The 17,930-nt window shown below is 53.1% G+C and carries 22 protein-coding genes; 5 read left to right on the top strand and 17 right to left on the bottom strand.

Features of this window, described 5'->3' with window-relative positions; translation table 11 throughout:
- Positions 1–54: 54 nt before the first annotated feature.
- From NSS88_RS13490 to NSS88_RS13480, 3 genes are all read right to left on the bottom strand, one after another.
- Positions 55–2,304 carry a DNA internalization-related competence protein ComEC/Rec2 gene (locus NSS88_RS13490; protein ID WP_341085026.1) on the bottom strand — a complete coding sequence of 750 codons (2,250 nt, stop codon included), beginning with the start codon at positions 2,302–2,304 and terminating at the stop codon, positions 55–57.
- A complete protein-coding gene (locus NSS88_RS13485; protein ID WP_033009609.1) occupies positions 2,301–2,768 on the bottom strand; it encodes a ComE operon protein 2 in 468 nt (155 codons plus the stop codon). Before NSS88_RS13485 ends, NSS88_RS13490 begins: the two co-directional genes overlap by 4 nt.
- A gap of 129 nt (positions 2,769–2,897) precedes the next feature.
- Positions 2,898–3,521: a helix-hairpin-helix domain-containing protein gene (locus tag NSS88_RS13480; RefSeq protein WP_033014716.1), complete on the bottom strand. Its 624-nt coding sequence runs from the start codon at positions 3,519–3,521 to the stop codon at positions 2,898–2,900.
- 102 nt (positions 3,522–3,623) lie between these two features.
- Here NSS88_RS13480 and comER point away from each other — a divergent pair, with 102 nt between their 5' ends.
- Positions 3,624–4,442, top strand: a complete 819-nt coding sequence (gene comER, locus NSS88_RS13475) for a late competence protein ComER (protein WP_049625188.1) — start codon at positions 3,624–3,626, stop codon at positions 4,440–4,442.
- A gap of 299 nt (positions 4,443–4,741) precedes the next feature.
- Here comER and NSS88_RS13470 read toward each other — a convergent pair whose 3' ends face one another.
- The 8 genes from NSS88_RS13470 to NSS88_RS13435 are packed head-to-tail and all read right to left on the bottom strand — an operon-like array spanning position 4,742 to position 9,791.
- Entirely contained in the window at positions 4,742–5,485 is a 744-nt protein-coding gene (locus NSS88_RS13470; RefSeq protein WP_055357965.1) for a class I SAM-dependent DNA methyltransferase, read from the bottom strand.
- Complete coding sequence (gene rsfS / locus NSS88_RS13465) at positions 5,482–5,838, bottom strand: ribosome silencing factor (RefSeq protein ID WP_033014722.1); 357 nt, start codon at positions 5,836–5,838, stop codon at positions 5,482–5,484. The genes NSS88_RS13470 and rsfS overlap by 4 nt, the downstream gene beginning before the upstream one ends.
- Positions 5,835–6,413: a bis(5'-nucleosyl)-tetraphosphatase (symmetrical) YqeK gene (yqeK, locus tag NSS88_RS13460; RefSeq protein ID WP_033014725.1), complete on the bottom strand. Its 579-nt coding sequence runs from the start codon at positions 6,411–6,413 to the stop codon at positions 5,835–5,837. Before yqeK ends, rsfS begins: the two co-directional genes overlap by 4 nt.
- Positions 6,322–6,972 (bottom strand): nicotinate-nucleotide adenylyltransferase, encoded by a 651-nt coding sequence (locus NSS88_RS13455; protein WP_033014726.1) that lies wholly within the window; start codon positions 6,970–6,972, stop codon positions 6,322–6,324. The genes yqeK and NSS88_RS13455 overlap by 92 nt, the downstream gene beginning before the upstream one ends.
- A 40-nt stretch (positions 6,973–7,012) precedes the next feature.
- Positions 7,013–7,306: a ribosome assembly RNA-binding protein YhbY gene (gene yhbY, locus NSS88_RS13450; RefSeq protein WP_033014727.1), complete on the bottom strand. Its 294-nt coding sequence runs from the start codon at positions 7,304–7,306 to the stop codon at positions 7,013–7,015.
- Positions 7,307–7,309: 3 nt separating this feature from the next.
- Positions 7,310–8,140 (bottom strand): shikimate dehydrogenase, encoded by an 831-nt coding sequence (gene aroE, locus NSS88_RS13445; RefSeq protein WP_049624294.1) that lies wholly within the window; start codon positions 8,138–8,140, stop codon positions 7,310–7,312.
- A 23-nt stretch (positions 8,141–8,163) separates the two neighbouring features.
- Positions 8,164–9,273 (bottom strand): ribosome biogenesis GTPase YqeH, encoded by a 1,110-nt coding sequence (gene yqeH, locus NSS88_RS13440; RefSeq protein WP_033014730.1) that lies wholly within the window; start codon positions 9,271–9,273, stop codon positions 8,164–8,166.
- A gap of 2 nt (positions 9,274–9,275) precedes the next feature.
- On the bottom strand, positions 9,276–9,791 hold the full coding sequence (locus NSS88_RS13435) for a YqeG family HAD IIIA-type phosphatase (protein WP_055357964.1): 516 nt from the start codon (positions 9,789–9,791) through the stop codon (positions 9,276–9,278).
- A 340-nt stretch (positions 9,792–10,131) separates the two neighbouring features.
- Here NSS88_RS13435 and NSS88_RS13430 point away from each other — a divergent pair, with 340 nt between their 5' ends.
- Complete coding sequence (locus NSS88_RS13430) at positions 10,132–10,272, top strand: sporulation histidine kinase inhibitor Sda (RefSeq protein ID WP_008879941.1); 141 nt, start codon at positions 10,132–10,134, stop codon at positions 10,270–10,272.
- 47 nt (positions 10,273–10,319) lie between these two features.
- On the opposite strand, the gene NSS88_RS13425 is transcribed toward NSS88_RS13430, so the two are convergent.
- Positions 10,320–11,099: a phosphatidylserine decarboxylase gene (locus tag NSS88_RS13425; protein ID WP_033014734.1), complete on the bottom strand. Its 780-nt coding sequence runs from the start codon at positions 11,097–11,099 to the stop codon at positions 10,320–10,322.
- Positions 11,100–11,221: 122 nt separating this feature from the next.
- Here NSS88_RS13425 and pssA point away from each other — a divergent pair, with 122 nt between their 5' ends.
- The 3 genes from pssA (at position 11,222) to motB (ending at position 13,518) form a co-directional block, all read left to right on the top strand.
- Positions 11,222–11,761, top strand: a complete 540-nt coding sequence (gene pssA, locus NSS88_RS13420; RefSeq protein ID WP_049624293.1) for a CDP-diacylglycerol--serine O-phosphatidyltransferase — start codon at positions 11,222–11,224, stop codon at positions 11,759–11,761.
- A 172-nt stretch (positions 11,762–11,933) separates the two neighbouring features.
- Positions 11,934–12,731, top strand: a complete 798-nt coding sequence (gene motA, locus NSS88_RS13415) for a flagellar motor stator protein MotA (RefSeq protein WP_033014738.1) — start codon at positions 11,934–11,936, stop codon at positions 12,729–12,731.
- Positions 12,724–13,518 (top strand): flagellar motor protein MotB, encoded by a 795-nt coding sequence (motB, locus tag NSS88_RS13410; protein WP_033014740.1) that lies wholly within the window; start codon positions 12,724–12,726, stop codon positions 13,516–13,518. The genes motA and motB overlap by 8 nt, the downstream gene beginning before the upstream one ends.
- A 122-nt stretch (positions 13,519–13,640) precedes the next feature.
- Here the strand turns inward: motB and ytvI are convergent, their stop codons facing one another.
- The 5 genes from ytvI to NSS88_RS13385 all read right to left on the bottom strand — a co-directional run bounded on the left by ytvI (position 13,641) and on the right by NSS88_RS13385 (position 17,929).
- Positions 13,641–14,666, bottom strand: coding sequence for a sporulation integral membrane protein YtvI (gene ytvI, locus NSS88_RS13405; protein ID WP_055357963.1), 1,026 nt, complete (start codon positions 14,664–14,666; stop codon positions 13,641–13,643).
- 133 nt (positions 14,667–14,799) lie between these two features.
- On the bottom strand, positions 14,800–16,068 hold the full coding sequence (locus NSS88_RS13400; protein WP_049626615.1) for a cation:dicarboxylate symporter family transporter: 1,269 nt from the start codon (positions 16,066–16,068) through the stop codon (positions 14,800–14,802).
- A 213-nt stretch (positions 16,069–16,281) separates the two neighbouring features.
- Positions 16,282–16,989: an RNA polymerase sporulation sigma factor SigK gene (gene sigK / locus NSS88_RS13395; RefSeq protein WP_055357962.1), complete on the bottom strand. Its 708-nt coding sequence runs from the start codon at positions 16,987–16,989 to the stop codon at positions 16,282–16,284.
- A gap of 217 nt (positions 16,990–17,206) precedes the next feature.
- Positions 17,207–17,362 (bottom strand): hypothetical protein, encoded by a 156-nt coding sequence (locus tag NSS88_RS13390; protein ID WP_160331347.1) that lies wholly within the window; start codon positions 17,360–17,362, stop codon positions 17,207–17,209.
- A gap of 321 nt (positions 17,363–17,683) precedes the next feature.
- Positions 17,684–17,929 (bottom strand): YrhC family protein, encoded by a 246-nt coding sequence (locus NSS88_RS13385; RefSeq protein WP_055357961.1) that lies wholly within the window; start codon positions 17,927–17,929, stop codon positions 17,684–17,686.
- Position 17,930 lies beyond the last annotated feature (1 nt).

The following is a 17,930-nucleotide window of genomic DNA, read 5'->3' as shown; positions in this document are numbered from 1 at the left end:
CAATCCTTATTTTTTGTTTTGGCTGAAACGTTCCGCTTTTTTGTGCACTACATCTTATGGTTTCATCACCTGAAAGGTTCCACCGTTTTCGCCATACACATAGCGAATAGCTCCGTTTTCATCCGTCCGCCAAACGATCGCCCGCTGTTGCCTAAGCCGCATAAGCACCTCGGAGGACGGATGCCCGTAGCGATTGTAGCGCCCGACGGAAATGATGGCCGCTCGCGGCTTGATTGTCCGCAAAAACGGCTCTGTTGTCGACGTTTTGCTGCCGTGGTGGGCGACTTTCAATACATCGGCACGCAACGTCGGATAAGCATCGATGAGCGCCTGTTCCGCCTCTTCTTCGATGTCCCCAGCAAACAGCCATATCAAGCCGCCGAGACGGGCGAGCAACACAAGCGAACCGTTGTTGTCCTCGTTGTTGCCTTTTTCTGGGTGGAGCACAATGAACTGCACGCCTCCCTCTGTCCATCTTTCTCCCCGCACAGCGGTGCGGACCGGCCCGGAAAACGGGCGCGCCATCTTTTGGACGCGCGGCAGCGCCCCCGGGCTTGTGACCATTTCCTTCACCTTGACCGCTTCGAACACCTCAGGAGCGGACCCGATATGGTCGGCATCATCGTGCGTCAATATGAGCTTATCGATCGTTCGCACCCCTTGCGCTTTTAAAAACGGGACGACGACATCGCGGCCGACGGAAAACGGGTGAGCCCGCCTGCGCCACGATTCCTTTCCCCATTCTGCCGCCCCGCCCGTGTCAATGAGATAAACTGCTTTTCGATAAGGAAGCTCAATATAAATACAGTCCCCCTGCCCAACATCCAATACCGTCACTTCCCCGTGCGGATCCACGTATGGGGCGGCCAGCTGAAGCGCCGTCGCCGCCGCCACCGCTGTCAATCCGCGGATCAGGCGGCCGCGTTCCCAATCCAAAAACGCCGCCGTGATGGCCGTCAGATAGCCAGCTAAGCACCACGGACCCGGACGGCCGAGCACAAGCATAAACGGGTGATCGGCCGCGAAAAAATAGACAACCGCGTCTGTCAGCTCAATGAGACGGCTAAACAGCCAAATGAACGGAGAAAAGGGAAAAACTGCAGATAGAAACGCGAGTGGCAAAATGACAAATGAATACCAAGGGACGAAGAAGACATTCAGCCCTATGCTCCAAACAGAAATTTCATAAAAATGGTAAAGCAAAATCGGCAGTGCGGCAAGCTGAGCGGCGAGCGCGGTCTGAAGCAAGTTTTGGAGCATCGAACGAGCAGAGGCGAGCACCGACACATGGGCAAGAAGAGCAAATGTGACAAGAAACGACAGCTGAAAACCGACATCCCAAACCATATAGGGATCAAAGACGAGCAAGGCAAGCGTTGTCCAACTCAACGCATCCAGCGGATGGATCCTTCCTTTTTTCCACTGAACGGCCAACACCATCATCCCAGTCACACAAGCGCGCAGCACCGACGGCGAAGCGCCAGCGAGAACGGCGTACACAGGCAAAAACGCCAACAGCCCTGCCAGCACGGCTTCCCTCGTCACGAAGCGAATCGCACCGGCAAAACCAGCGCCAATCAGCAGCGTGACATGCCCTCCTGAAATGGCTAGCAGATGGATGAGACCGAGCTGCTGATACCCTTCAAGGACCGACTCATCAAGGGTGCGCTGCTCCCCATAAATCAGTGCAGCGGCGATGCCAGCCGCTTCCGGCGGAAACCGGGCTTCAATGCGGCGGACGCCAGCCTCGCGAATGGCTTCAAGACGTTCGATGATAGTGGGACGGACGCGCATGCAAGCAGAGAGATCGATCGCCTCAGGGAGAAAGAGCCAATGAATGCGGTGGCGGCGCAAATAAAGGCGGTAATCAAACGCATACGGATTACCAGCTGGCATCGGGCGCTCAAGCGTTCCGGTGACGCGGCATACCGTTCCAGGCACCAGGTGCGCTTGCAGCGTCTCTTTTTCCGCAGCCGTCCGAATGATGTAACGGAGCTGCACCCGCTCCTTGCCAGCTTGCACCGCCGCCTGCAATCGATCACCGTCAATTGCCGGCGCGGCGGAAAAACGAACGGAAAGCGAATGTCGGCCGCCGGAAAGGGAAGTGTTGTTATGATAGTCAACGATGAGAAAATAGGCAAAAAAGGAGAGAGCGGCAACGAGAGAAGGAAGGAAACAGTGCGGCCGGCGGATGAAAAGAAGAAGGAGATACACAACGAGGAGAAGACAGGCGGTTGGGGACGGCGAGGCCGCCGCGACGGCCAAAAGCGCCGCCGCAGCGGGATAGACGGCTTGTCCTTTCATGATTCCCCGCCGCCGGAAAGCAAGGCGAACACATCCATTTTCAGCGGCACTTGCACGAGACGGACGCCAGCTTGAGCAAACAGCTCCAAGGCGTACGGGTGGTTTTTGTAGTCTTGGGCGTAATAGACCGCGCGGATGCCGCTTTGAATGATCGCCTTGCAGCAATGCAAGCACGGAAAATGAGTGACATACATCTCCGCCCCCTCGGTCGGGACGCCGAACTTGGCGCATTGCAAAATCGCGTTCATTTCGGCGTGAATCGTCCGCACACAATGACCGTCAATGACGTAGCACCCCTCATCAATGCAATGGGCGCCGCCGGCGATCGACCCGTTGTACCCGCCGGCGATGATGCGCTTATCGCGCACGATCGTTGCTCCGACGGCGAGCCTCGTGCACGTGCTGCGCAGCGCAAGCAAATGGCTTTGCGCCATAAAGTATTGATCCCATGTGATGCGTTCCATTTTCCATCCCTCCGCTCGTGTCCATGCTTTTAGTCTACCCACTGCCTCTTGCCCCCGTCAACGCCGAAAAACGTCCACAGCAGCCTTGATCCGCCATAAATTAAGAAGCATTGCCCTCCCCCGCCTCGCTTACGGAACAAGCAAATACGGCTTCAATTTCTCCAGCGTTTTTTCACCAATTCCAGTCACATTCAACAAATCCTCCACCCGCCGAAACGGCCCGTGTTCTTCACGATAGGCGATGATCGCGTTTGCCTTCGCCGGTCCGATGCCGGGAAGCTGCATCAACTCCTCTTCCGTCGCCGTATTGATGGCCACTTGCATCCCGTTTCGATCCCCATCGCTTGGAGACTTGCTGACGGCATTTGACGCCGGTGCATCCTCGCCTTTTTTCGGCACGTAAATCATCATTTCATCATGCACTTTTGCTGCCAAATTGACTTTCGTTTCATCCGCCTCATCCGTCAATCCGCCAGCTAGGGCGATGGCATCGCGAACGCGAGCGTCCGCCGCCACCTCATACACTCCGGGGTTCGCGACCGCCCCTTTCACATCCACCACAGCGGTTTTTGACGCCTCGTTCTTTTTTTCTTCCGTCCGGGCGGCATCCGTTTCAGCCGCCGCCGGCAAAACGACTTGCCCCTTTTCATCCGTCGGATGATGAAACACCCATAACCCCGCCGCCGCGGCAAACAACAAGAACATCCCGACTTTTCCATACCGTTTGCCAAGCTCCTGCACATGCTCCCACATACGATCCCATCCTTTCCATCTCAAGTCATAAACCGAGCCTTTTTCTCATACATATCAAAAAAGAGATTTCCGGTGAACCAAAACCGGGAGGGGGGACAACACATGAACATCGGTGTCATCGGTACGGGGAATATGGGCACCATCTTAATCGAAGCGTTCCTCGACTCCGGTGCTGTGAAAGCGGATCAGCTCGTCATCACGAACCGTACGCTTGCGAAAGCGTTCGCGATACAACGCGCGCATCCCGGCATGGCAGTGGTTGCCGATGCGGCTGAAGTCGTCAAACAATCCAGTCTCGTTTTTTTATGCGTCAAACCGCTCGACATCCACCCATTGTTGCAGCAGCTGGCCCCGCACTGGACAAAGGAGCATTGCCTTGTGTCGATCACAAGCCCGATCAGCGTAAAACAGCTTGAAACAGCCGTCCCTTGCCAAGTCGTGCGCGCCATTCCGAGCATCACAAACCGCGCGCTCTCCGGCAGCATACTCATCACAATCGGATCACGCTGTTCGGCCGACTGCTGGCAAACGATCGATGATCTTCTCCGGCGCATCGCCTCGCCGGTGTATATCGATGAGGCCATCACCCGCGTCGCTTCCGACATCTCCAGCTGCGGTCCGGCGTTTTTCAGCTATTTGCTGCAACGCTTCATCGACGCCGCAGCGGCCAAAACCGCCATCACGAAAGAACAGGCGACGATGCTGGTGACCGACATGATCATCGGCTTCGCGGAATTGATGAAGCAAAACTTGTACACGCTCCCGACGCTGCAGGAAAAAGTGTGCGTCAAAGGCGGAATCACCGGGGAAGGAATCGCCGTCCTCGAACAGCGGCTCGACGGCGTCTTCGAAGAAGTGCTGGCGAAAACACATGAGAAGTTTCAAGAAGATGTGGAAAAGGTGAAGCAACAATTTTCGTGAACATGAATTCGACAGCAAGCGGCAAATTCCTGCTTGGCCTGACCAAATTTGTTTCAATCCTCACCCGGCTTAATAGCCGGGTGCATAATCCTTCTAACTCACACATCTTTTTCAATTTCCCAGCCGTCAATCGCGTCGATCGCAACGTTTGGCCATACATTCACCCCCTTCTTTTCCACATGCGCATAAAAAAAGAGCCATGCGGCTCTTTCCTTCTTTTCATCCTATTTGGCGCAGTGTTCAACCATGTCTCCAATGCTTCGCTGGCAACAGCGCCTTCGTTTTTGTCGATCTCGCCCTCATCGCCTCCTCGCCACAAAAAACCACCGTTCCGCCGTCTCGGTCGGGGGCGCATCGGTGAAATCGGCGGTCACCTCGAGCACCTCAAAGCCAGCGGAATCGAGCCATCGCTCATAGACAGCGCGCTCAAACGTGCGCTGTTCGTGCCATTCGTCATAGCGCTCGTAAAGATCGCCGCGGCGGGCGAAAAACGTCAGTTCGTGCCCGACGCTGTGCGGCCAGTCAAGCGGATGGCACGTCCAAATGTAGCTGAGATCGTCGCCTTGATCGGCGAAGACGGCATTGCGGAACAAGACGTCCATTTTGTAAACCGAGTGGACGTCAAACAGCAGCAGCCCTTCAGGACCGAGCGCGCGGGAGACGGCGGCGAACGTCCGTCTCACGTCCTCTTCATCTGTCAAATAGTTGAGCGCATCGCAAAAAATGAAGGCGCCATCAAGGCCGGAAAATCCGTCCAGCTCCGCCATGTTTTGCTCGAAAAACGGCACGTTGACACCGGCTGCCTCCGCTTTCGCCTGGGCGACGGCGAGCATATGTTCAGAGAGATCCACGCCGGATACTTGCCATCCGGCCTTGGCGAGGCGGATGGCAAGCTCTCCCGTCCCGCAGCCGATGTCGACAACCCGCCGTCCCGGCCGTTTGGCGTATCGGGCGAAAACCCGCTCGACAAATGATTGCCACGCATCATACGGCGCCTCGGCCATGAGCGCATCGTACCAATCGGCGAAACGAGCATAGGTCATGGCTGCAGCACAGCCGCGACGTCTTCCATCGGGGCGTCCCCCCAAAGCCGTTCGAGATTGTAATAGTCGCGCTCGTCTTTCGCAAACACGTGGGCGACGATGTCGCCGAGGTCCACAAGCACCCATTTCGCCTCCTGGAATCCTTCAACCCGCTTCACCGCTAAGCCGTGCTCTTCCGCTTGGTCTTGAATTTCGCGGGCGATGGCCTGCACTTGTTTGTCCGAATTGCCATGGCAAATGACAAAATAATCGGCAACGGGCGAAATGCCTTTCATATTGAGCACGACAATGTTTTCCGCCTTTTTATCATCCGCGGCGCGAACGATAAGCTGCAACGCCTCTTGTTCCGTCACTGTTTTTCTTCCCCCTTCACTTCACGCACGAGTGAATTGTACGCATGAATCGTATCTGGATAAATGAGCTGGCGCTTCTCAAGCAAAAACGCAATCGTATTTTTCACCGCCTGCAACAGCGCGCGATCGAGATCTTCCTCGGCGAGGCGCCTTACTTCCTCAACGCCGGGAAACTTCCTCCCCGGTTCGATATAGTCAGCCAAATAAATAATTTTTTCAAGCAGCGTCATTCCAGCTCTTCCCGATGTATGGTAGCGAATGGCATCCAGCACGTCTGGATCGTCAATGCCGACTTCCGTCTGCACCAAATAGGCGCCGACGGGCGCATGCCACAATTCACTGTTGTACGCAAGCAAGTCGTTGGGCATATTGTGCGCCAAAATGATTTGTTTCATTTCTTCAACCGGGCGGAATTTCGCATAGTCATGGAAAATGGCGGCCAATTCCGCTTTTTTCGCGTCGGCGCCATACTGGTTGGCTAGCTTAACGGCCGTTTCGACAACGCCAAGCGTATGCTCGTAGCGCTGCTCCGTCAACTGTTGTTTCACAATCAGCAACGCCTGTTCTCGCTCCATATAATCCCTTCTCCTCAATATAAAGTCTCACACCTTCCGGCACGAGGTAACGGATCGTCTGCCCGTTTTGCACCCGCTGGCGGATAAGCGACGAAGAGACGGCAAACTGCGGCACCTCCACCTCGACGACCGGGTATGGCGTTTCCATGGAATAACCGGGGCGCTTCACCCCGACAAACGTCACAAGCTTAATCAGCTCGTCAATGCGGTGCCAGTTCGGCAAATATTCGACCATATCCGCCCCGATAATGAAATAAAACTCATCATCCGGATGCATGGCGACGAGCTGCTGGACCGTATCGTACGTATAGGAAGGCCCCTCCCGTTCAAGCTCGATCGTCTCAACATGAAAGTATGGATGACCGGCCACCGCCAACTCGAGCATGCGGAGCCGATCCTCGCTTTTCGTCACTTGTTCGTGCTGCTTATGGGGAGGAAGGCGGTTGGGCAGAAACCAAATTTGTGACAACTCAAGGGCGTCAAGCACTTCATTCGCCATAATCAAATGGCCGTAATGGGGCGGATCGAACGTTCCGCCGAGAATCCCGATTTTTCCCATCTTCCTTCCCCCCGCCGTTTCATCTTGGCCGCGCCGCTTGTCAGTCAGGCAAAACGATTTGTTTGTGTTCTTTCGACTCTTTGTATAAGACGATCGTATTGCCGATCACTTGCACAAGTTCGGCCCCCGTCCCGGCTGCCAGCTGCTCAGCGACGGTGTAGCGGTCTTCTTCGCAGTTTTGCAACACGCTCACTTTCAACAGTTCGCGCGCCTCCAGCGCGGCGGCAATTTGTTTCGTCATCTCTTCGGTGACGCCGCCTTTGCCGACTTGGAAAATCGGCTTGATATGATGAGCTTGCGCCCGCAAAAACCGTTTTTGTTTTCCCGTCAGCATATGTTACCTCCTTAACGCTTCGATGACAAGCTGTTTCATCCGGTTGACATCCGGCCATTGGCCGGTCCATTTTTCAAACGCTAGCGCTCCCTGGTACACGAGCATGCCGACGCCGTTTTGCACACGAGCGCCGCGTGCTTTCGCTTCCTTCAGCCACTTCGTTTCAAGCGGGTTGTAAATGATATCCGATACGATCGTCCCCGGCTGCAGCCGTTCAAGGGAAAGCGGCTGCGCCTCGACACGCGGATGCATGCCGACAGAAGTGGTATTGATCATAATATCGTATTCGTCAAGCCGCGTTTCCGCCTCGGCGAGTGAAAAATACGCCGAGCGGCCATCCTCCCCTTCGCGCACGAGCTGCTCCGCCTTTTCCACCGTCCGGTTGGTCATATCGATGCGCTTGGCTGCCGTCGACAGCAACGAAAAGTAAATGCCGCGCGCCCCGCCGCCAGCGCCGATCACCAAAATCCGCTTGCCGTCGAGACTGACGTCCATTTCCTCCTCGAGCGCCTTGACGTAGCCAGGTCCGTCCGTATTATAGCCGACGAGCCGGCCGTTGTCATTGACGATTGTATTTACCGCCCCGATGCGGCGCGCATGTTCGTCCACTTCGTCCAAAAACGGAATAACCGCCATTTTATGTGGAATCGTCACGTTCACGCCAGCGATGCCGAGCGCACGAACACCAGCAAGCGCCGCCCCGACTTGCCCCGGCTCGACGGAAAACAAATGATAGCGCGCCGGAATGCCCAAACAGGCGAATGCATCATTATGCATGAGCGGCGACAGCGAGTGCTCGACGGGAAACCCAATCAACCCGTATACCTTTTCCACGTTTCTCCCCCTCCCGCTTTCCATTAAATCAACGATTGACGGATAAATACGTCGACCCCTTTTGGAGCATGGACGACAAGCTGAGCTCCCGGGTCGTTGCACGTCACCCAGCCGAGTCCGGAAAAGACGATGTCCGTCTTCCGCTCTTTCACCGACAGCGAGCGCGGCACAAGCGGCGGAAATTCAGCGGCATAGCGCTTGCTTGGCGGCGACAGCAACTCGCCAAGCTGATTGGCATAAAGGGAGTCGGCTTTTTCCAACTTTGTCCGATGAACCGTCAACTCATTGGCCATGTAGCAGACGAACGAACGGCGCCCGCCTTTGATGTAATCGAGACGGGCCAAACCGCCGAAAAAGAGCGTCTGCCCTTCGTTGAGCTGATAAACGCGCGGATGGATTTCCCGCTTCGGCGTAATGATTTTCAAATCGCGCGCATCGACAAAGTGCGCCATTTGGTGATGGTTGATGATCCCTGGCGTATCATACAACGTCGCTCCACTCTCAAGCGGAATTTCGATCATATCGAGTGTCGTCCCCGGGAAATATGAAGTGGTAATCACATTCCCTTTGCCGGTCGCCTCTTCAATGATGCGATTGATGAACGTCGACTTGCCGACATTCGTGCAGCCGACGACGTAGACATCGCCGCCCTCACGGTAGCGATTGATCGCTTCCATCACCTTCGCCATGCCAATTCCTTTCGCTGCGCTGACAAGACAGACGTCAACCGGACAGAGCCCCAGCTCTTCCGCCATGCGGCGCATCCAGCGCAGCAGCTTCGGGTATTTGACCGACCGCGGCAATAAATCCGCCTTGTTGCCGACAAGCAAAATCGGGTTGTCAGCCGCAAACCGTGGCAATCCTGGAATAAAGCTTCCGTTAAAGTCAAAAATATCGACGATGTTGACGACAAGCGCCTTCGATTCCCCGATGCGGTGCAACATGCTCAAAAAATCATCATCGTCAAGCGGCACATCTTGCACCTCGTTGTAATGTTTTAGGCGGAAGCAGCGCTGGCAAATCACCTCTTCCGCATCTTTTTCGAGCACGCTTTTTGGCGCATACCCCGCGTTTTTCGGGTTTTCGAACTGAATGGCCGCCCCGCAGCCGATGCAACGCAGTTGTGGCTCCACGATCATTCCTCCCAATAAATCATGCCTTTTTTCCGCATAGCGTTTAAAATTTTCCGTTCCATTTTCCGGTTAACGCGCGTCCATAATCCGTCCGTCTGGGCGACCGGGACGACTAAAATCGTGTTCAGTCCGAGCCGGTTGCCCCCAAGCACATCGGTCAGCAGCTGATCGCCGATGACGACGACTTCCTCTTTGCTCAGCCCCATCATGGCCAGTGCCTGCAAAAATGCGCGCGTCAGCGGTTTGCGCGCTTCAAAGATGAACGGGATGCCAAGCGGTTCGGCAAACGACTGCACGCGTCGTTTATTATTATTCGATACGATCACAACCTTAATGCCCGCCCGCTTGACCGTCTCAAACCAGGCGACCAGCTCCGGCGTGGCGCTGGGCCGGTCCCATTCAACGAGCGTATTGTCCAGATCGGTGATAATTCCTTTTACCCCTTTTTTCTTCAGCTCGTCCGGCTGAATGTCAATGACGCGCTTCACAAATTGGCTTGGCAAAAAATAATGAAGCATATCGCTCACCTGCCTTTGTCTTTGCTTTTCCCATGATAGCGAATTTGGCCGTTCATTTCAAAACAAAGTTTGGCAGCCGACCGGCTGCAGACATGCAGAACAGAAAGTTTTCGACAAATTCCGCGCCCTCCTAGTTTGTGGATAACTGTTATCCACAACATTCACAAAGTGATGATCATGCCTACACTACTTTATAAACAAGTTTTCCACACATTATCCACCACCCCCTGTGGATAACAGAACGGTTGTTCTATTTTGCAAATCGTGGTACATTGAAAGTAACCTACCATTATATGTATAAACCCATCATTTCATTCCATTCAAAAGGAGGGCTTCGCCGATGAAACATTTATCGGATGAACTGTTGATCGAGTCGTACTTCAAGGCGAAAGAACTCAACTTAAGCCCGGAATTCATCGAATTGATCGAAAAGGAAATCCAGCGCCGCTCATTGACCCATAAAATCAAGCTGTCGTCGTGAAACGGAGGCCTTCGGGCTTTTTTTGTTTGCCGCCTTCATCCCGGCGCCTAGCGCCAATAGCCGAGCCGTTCGCCGACTTTCACCGGCATCGGCGCAACGATGCGTGGGTCAGGGGCGAAACTTCCGCGTTCAAACAGCAAGACGACCGTTGAACCGAACGAAAAATACGCCATCTCCTCCCCTTTCACGAGCTGCTCTCCCGTATGGGTCAACTCGATGCTGTTGACGAACATGGCGCCGATTTTCACAATCGCCAAGCGCTTGCCGCCGGCTGTGACCTCGGTGATGAGGCGGTAATTTTTCTCGAGCGGCCGACGCCCATATTTTAAGCCAAGACGGTTGACCGGATATGACTTGCGGCCGATCGCCCACTGCTTTTCGATCACTCCAGATATTGGGCTGTGGATGCGGTGATAATGGCTCGGGCTTAAATACAGAATAAAAAAGAACCCGTTCACATACGGCTTCGCCGCTTCCACGCTACCGAGCATTTCCGCAATGGAATACGGCTTTCCCTTGACGATCATTTCGCAGTTTTCTTGTATCACACCCATGTCTTCAATGACAGCATCGACCGGGCTGACGACCGTATGCTCATCCGCATCGACCGGCCTCACCCCAGCCTTCAGCCGGCGGACAAACAGTTGCTGCAACGTCTTATAATTTTTTAGGCTTTTTTCCATTTCGTCTTGGTTAATATGATAAATTTTTGCATACGATGATATCAATAGCCCGCTGAGACGCGATTTGGCAAACGAAGCGAGCAGCTTTGAAGAAAGCGAGTGGTTGGTCAGCTCAATCAACAAACGGTACAGCCATTTTCGCAAGCACGTTCCCTCCAATTTATGAAACGTCCAATCGTTACTACCTTCCATATTACCGCCAAAATGAGTATAATGGTAGTAGAATTTTCTTTTGGCGCTTTCTGTTGGAAAAGGAGTGGGGAAAGTTGTTCTTATCGGATTATTTAGATTATACGTTAAAAAAGCTGAAAGCAAACATGGCGAACATTTTGACGATGACGAACTTGTCGCTTGGCGGCTTTTCCGTCTTGACCACGCTGAAAGGGCAGCTTCATATGAGCGTGCTGCTCGTTTTTTTAGCAGCGTTTGTCGATCGCTTTGACGGCGCTGTGGCGCGCAAGATGAACATTGAATCCGAACTTGGCAAGCAGCTCGATTCGATGAGCGACATCGTCTCCTTCGGCGTCGCGCCCGCCTTGTTAATGTACGAAGCGCTGTTTTACGAATTCGGCGCGCCGGGGGCAGTGTTCACCATCTTGTATATCGCCTGCGGCGCCTTCCGGCTCGCTCGTTTCAACATTACGGAGAACAACGGCTATTTCGCCGGGCTGCCGATCACGGCTGCCGGAGTGTTGATGACGTTGGGCTATTTGGCCATTCCGTACTTTCCGCCGCAATCGTTTATGTTTTTGGCGCTCATTTTATCGTTTTTAATGGTCGGCACGTTTAAGTTGAAAAAAATATGACGATCGCCGGAGCTGCCCCTTTCCAATTGACCGACGGACTGGGCGGCTTTTTTATGTCCAAAGTCACACCTTTTTCCCTTTTCAACCTTCTCTATTCAGTATATGATAAATATGGTTTCTTCATAAAACAAAACAGCATGGATCGTTTGCACAAAAAAGCGGGGGGATCAATTTGGATAAAACATCAGTCATCGGCCTCATCCTTGGCGTGATCGCCGTCGGGTTGGGCATGTACTTTAAAGGCGTTTCGCCTGCTGTATTGATCAATCCAGCCGCCATTTTGATCATTCTCGTCGGCACAGCCGCGGCGGTCGTGATCGCCTTTCCGACGCAGGAAATTAAAAAAGTGCCAAAACTTTTCAAAGTCATTTTCACGGAATCAACGACGCCGACGGTCGAACAACTGATTCCGCTGTTCGTCGATTGGGCGAACGTCGCCCGCCGCGAAGGGCTGCTGGCGCTCGAAGCGAAGCTGGATGACATCGAGGATCCGTTTTTGCGCAACGGGCTCAGCATGGCGATCGACGGGCAGACGCAAGAGTTCATCCGCGATGTGATGACGGAAGAAATTGCCGCCATGGAAGAGCGGCACGAGGCGAACGCCGCCATTTTTACACAGGCCGGCACGTATGCGCCGACGCTTGGGGTGTTGGGCGCTGTCATCGGCTTAATCGCTGCGCTCGGGAACATGGAAAATATCGCTGAGCTCGGCAAAGCGATCAGCGCCGCTTTTGTCGCCACGATGCTCGGCATTTTCACCGGCTATGTGCTTTGGCATCCGTTTGCCAACAAACTGCGGCGGAAATCGAAGGAAGAGGCGCGCGTGCGCTACATCATGATTGAAGGGGTGCTGTCCATTTTGGAAGGACAAGCCCCGCGCATGATCGAACAAAAACTTGCGTCCTATTTGCCGGAAAGCGAACGCCATCAGGCGCTGGCGCAAGCGCAAGGGGAAACGGTCAATGGCTAAGAAAAAAAAGCACTCACACGATGACCACATAAACGAATCTTGGTTGATTCCGTACGCCGATTTGCTTACGCTGCTTCTCGCCTTGTTTATCGTTCTGTTTGCCAGCAGCCAGATCGACAAAAAAAAGTTTCAAGAAATCGCCCGCGCCTTCAGCACCGCCTTTGCCGGTGGGACAGGGGTGTTTGATTTTCAAAGCCCCGTTGAACCGATCACACCGCCTGCGGAAGACGAAAAAGGGCGGCAGCAAAATCAGCAGCAACAGTCTCAGACTCCTTCTTCGTCTATAAACGAAGGAGAAAAAGAAGAGCTGAAACAAATCCAAGTGAAAATTGACAGCTATATTCATCAAAAACACTTGACAGGGAAATTGCAGACATCGTTGACGGATGAAGGGCTTGCCATCACCATTTTGGATGACGTTTTATTCGACTCCGGCAGCGCTGAAGTACGCATGAAAGACCGGCGTCTTGCGGCGGAGATCTCCGCTTTGCTCGTCATGAACCCGCCGCGCAATATCATGATCAGCGGCCATACGGACAACGTGCCGATTCATAATGAGAAATTTGCTTCCAATTGGGAGCTGAGCGTCATGCGCGCCGTCAATTTCATGAAAGTTCTGCTTGAGAACAAGCAACTCGACCCTCGCTACTTCAGCGCCAAAGGATATGGCGAATACAAGCCGATCGCCACGAACACGACCGCCGCCGGCCGGATGAAAAACCGGCGCGTCGAGATTTTAATTTTGCCCCGCATCGACGGAAGCCGTTCACCGGCGCCTGCACAGTAAAAGACCGCCTTGCTGTCCGGCGGTCTTTTGCTTTTCTCCAGGCTCTCCACCCGTTTCATGCCCTGTTCCGTTTCAATGTTCCAATTCATAAAAAAGGAAAAGGACGACGGCTGGCAACCTGTTCACAGCTTGATCGTCCACTTAATTACCCCGGCCTTGGCAAGCGCCTCGATCAAAATGACAACGACCGGCCCAACAAACAGCCCGATAAAGCCAAGCAGCTGGAAGCCGAGGTAGACGCTGACGAGCGCCGCAAGCGGGGAAATGCCCAAATTGGTGGAAAACACTTTCGGCTCGATGATCCGCCGCACGACAGTGATGACGATAAACAGCACAATCAGCCCGACGCCAAGCGTATTGTCGCCGTTCGCCATGCTGATGATGCCCCACGGAACAAGCACTGAGCCGGTCCCCAAAATCGGCAAAATGTCGACGATGACGATGACGAGCGCCATCAAGGCAGCGTAATCAATGCCGAGCACGAGCAACCCGGCCAGCGCGAGAAAAAACGTCACCAGGCTGAGCAAAAATTGCGCTTTAATAAAGCCGATCCCCGCCTTGCTCAGCTGGGCGATGACCATCCCGAGCCGCTGTTCGGTCCGTTCGGACAAATAGCGGCGCATGCCTTGCTTCAGCTGCGGCAAATCGAGGCAAATGAGAAACAGTGCGACCAAATAGACTAAAAAGTGAATGAAAAACGCCGGGATGGCGGTGATATAATGAACGAGCGACTGCGTCAAATTCGTCGCAAACGACAGCAGCATCTGTTGCACCGTGCGCACGCCGCGCTCGAGCGAATCAATGATTTCCTGGGGGATCGAACTTGAATACGACCGCCACGTTTCGATGAGGCGGTTAAACACTTTTGTCGCCTCGCTCAGCACGTACGGAAGGTTTTGCGAGAGCGCCATCACTTGCTGAACCAAAATGACAACTAAAAAATAAAGCGAAAACCCAAGGATTACCAAAAAGAGTGAAAAAATCGCCGTTACGGCGTGCGCGCGCTTCAGCCGATACTGGTCTTGCAGGCGGCGGATAGGCGGCTCCAACAAGAGGGCGGTGGCAAGCGCCAGCAGGAGCGGCACGCTGTACGGCAGCAGCCATAAACAGATCGCCGACAAAAGCGCAATGATGATCCAACGTTTCACATGCGTCCCTCATTTAATCAAGATTTGTCAAAATGATGTTCCACTATAAATATAGCGAACACACTGCGGGCCGGCAACTGTTTTTGCGCATAAAGCGAAACAGCGGCTGAACGATCAGCCGCTGTTTTCCCGGTCAGACGCTTTGCTGGCGCAGTTCGGCAATATATTGTTTCCCTTGTTCTTCGTTATATTGCCCTTCCCATTTCGAAATGACGACCGCTGCCAGCGAGTTGCCGATAACATTCACAACGGTGCGCGCCATATCCAAAATGCGGTCAATGCCAGCGATAAACGCCAATCCTTCGACCGGAATGCCGACTGTGCCGAGCGTCGCCAACAACACGACGAACGAAACGCCCGGGACGCCGGCGATTCCTTTGGACGTCACCATCAAGACGAGTACGAGCGAAATTTGTTGCGACAGCGGCATGTCAATGCCATAGAGTTGGGCGATAAATACAGCCGCCAGCGCCTGATACAACGTCGACCCATCCAAGTTGAACGAATAGCCGGTCGGAACGACAAACGAGGTGATAGCCTTCGGACAACCGAACCTCTCCATTTTTTCCATAATTTTCGGGAGCACCGTCTCCGAACTCGACGTGCTATAGGCAAGCACGAGCTCATTTTTTAAGATTTTAATAATATGAAAGATATTCACACCTACCAATTTCGCGGTGCCGCCGAGCACAACGAGCACGAAAAAGGCCATCACTGCGTAAACGAGCACAACAAGCTTGCTGAGCGGAAGAAGTGAAGCGACGCCAAATTTCGACACCGTCACCCCGATCAAGGCAAAGACGCCGAACGGCGCAAACTTCATCACTTGGTTTGTCACGTAAAACATCGCTTCCGCCGTTCCTTGGAAAAAGCGAAGCACCGGTTTTCCTTTTTCGCCGATCGCGGCTACACCCAATCCGAACATGACCGAGAAGAAAATGATCGGCAACATGTTTCCTGTCGCGAGGGATTCAAACACATTTTTCGGCACGATATTGACGAATGTCTCGACCATCGAATGGTGCTGCACTTCATTCGTCGTATCAATGTATGATTGAATATCGGTTTTCTCAAGCGATTTTATATTGACGCCGGCGCCTGGTTGGAACACGTTTGCTGCCAAGAGGCCAACGACAATCGCAATCGTCGTGATAATCTCGAAATAAAGGATTGTTTTGCCGCCCAGCTTCCCGAGCTTTTTCACATCGCCGACATTGGCGACGCCGACAATTAAGCTCGAGACGACAATCGGAATCACGATCATCTTAATGAGACGGAGAAAAATGTCCCCAATCGGTTGCAAATACGTTGCCACGTTCGGGTTTCCGTAGAAAACGACTCCGACGATAATCCCGAGAATAAGACCGATCAAAATCTGCCATGCTAACCCGATCTTTCTCATCATGCTTCGCCCCCTTTAGACAATTTTAGACAAAAAACGACAAAATTATTTTGCTGTTAAAAATAAAATCTGTCAATACTTTTGAATGAAACCGCTTTGTCGCAAGGAACTATCAATATATTTTGTTTTTTTATAATAATTTAAATACTTGTATCGTTGGCAAAAGAAAACAGGCCGCCGGTCAGGTGCCTGCCTCATTCCCGAATTTCATGATCACTGCTTTTCTTTTTCCTGCCGGTAAAACTCATGAAACATTTTCATTAATGCCCGTTTTTCAATGCGCGAGACATAGCTTCTCGAGATGCCGAGCTCTTTGGCGATTTCACGCTGCGTTTTTTCCCGCTGCCGACCGAGGCCAAAGCGATTGATGATCACCTCTTTTTCCCGCTCATCAAGCACGCTGATATATTGTTTGACTTGTTCGAGCTCCATGTTCAAGTGGATTTCATCGACGATGTCTTCGCCTTCGGCTTTTAAAATATCAAGCAGGCTGATTTCGTTTCCTTCTTTGTCCTGGCCGATTGGCTCATGCAACGAGACGTCTTTGCGCGTTTTTTTTAATGAACGCAGGTGCATCAGGATTTCGTTCTCGATACATCGAGCCGCATACGTTGCCAGCTTCGTTCCTTTGCCCGGCGAATAGCTTTCAATCGCCTTGATCAAGCCGATCGTGCCAATGGAGATTAAATCCTCGACCTCTTCTCCCGTATTTTCAAACTTTTTCACAATGTGGGCAACAAGGCGCAAGTTGTGTTCGATGAGCCGGTTGCGGGCTTGCTCGTCGCCTTTTGCCATCAGCGCCAAATACTTTTCCTCTTCTTGAGCGCTTAACGGCTGGGGAAACGCATTGTTTTTAATATACGAGACAAGAAACGTCAGCTCTTTCAACAGAAACGTAAACGCCGTGAAAATGCCGGACATGCTCTCACCCCCGCCTGTTGTCATCGGCGGAAACCGCCTATCGTTATGTATATGCAGGGGCGATGTTGTCCGTGTCTGGACAAAAAATTCAGCCGACCCCCTTTACGAGGCCGGCTGCGGGCAAACGTGCCACCCGTATCAGTGAACAAACACACTCATTTCTTGTGTTGCAGCTCGCCTGCTGTTCCCCTCCCATCCTAGACAGGCGCCCGCCTTGTTACACTCCTGCTTCGGCGCTCACTTCCGCAGCGATGACGAGCGCAATCGACGCCGTAATCACAACTGCCGTGACGATGGCGAACATCCCCGTTTCCTCCTTGGCCTTCTCGTTTATTTTTATTTTACCAAAGAAGACGGGGAACGCTTCTGCCACATTTTGAACAATTCATGAAATTCGACGGTCAACAACAGCGCGCGGAGCACCGATCGCACTTTCGACTAAGTCAAGTGGTGTTTCCCCTTTGCTTTATCCACGTCACCAGCCATACGAGTACAATGGACATACATCGTCTCCCCTTTCATCCTTCATTGCTGAACATGTTTACAACAATCGTTGATGGAAAAAGCATTTGCGGTCAACAAGCTCCTCCTCGGCTGCACGCGCGAACCGCTTCTCTTCCCTGTTCCCCTGCCGCGGCTTTCTCCGCTCAATCGTGATCGTGAGAAAAAACCCACCTTTCGGCAAAAGGCGGGTTTACGGTTCAAATGGGTTCTCTTCTTCAAGCTGACAGACATAACGGGCAGCGCGGCGCGAGCAGTACAACGCCGCCGCCAAACACCCGGCAACCGCCAGCAAGGCGAACGGTTTTTTCGCTTCCTCAAGCGCTCCCGGGATGATCGTCCCTAAATAGAAAAACACACCGAGCGAGAACAAGACAAGGCTGTACATCTTGAAATCGCCCGCCTTCGCCCGCAGCTCGTTTCGTTGCTGCTCGTTCAAG

This window comes from Geobacillus sp. FSL W8-1251 (genome assembly GCF_038005945.1).
Lineage (GTDB): Bacteria > Bacillota > Bacilli > Bacillales > Anoxybacillaceae > Geobacillus > Geobacillus stearothermophilus.
The sequence above is the reverse complement of the archived record's forward strand: the minus strand, read 5'-3'. Positions and strand labels throughout refer to the sequence as shown.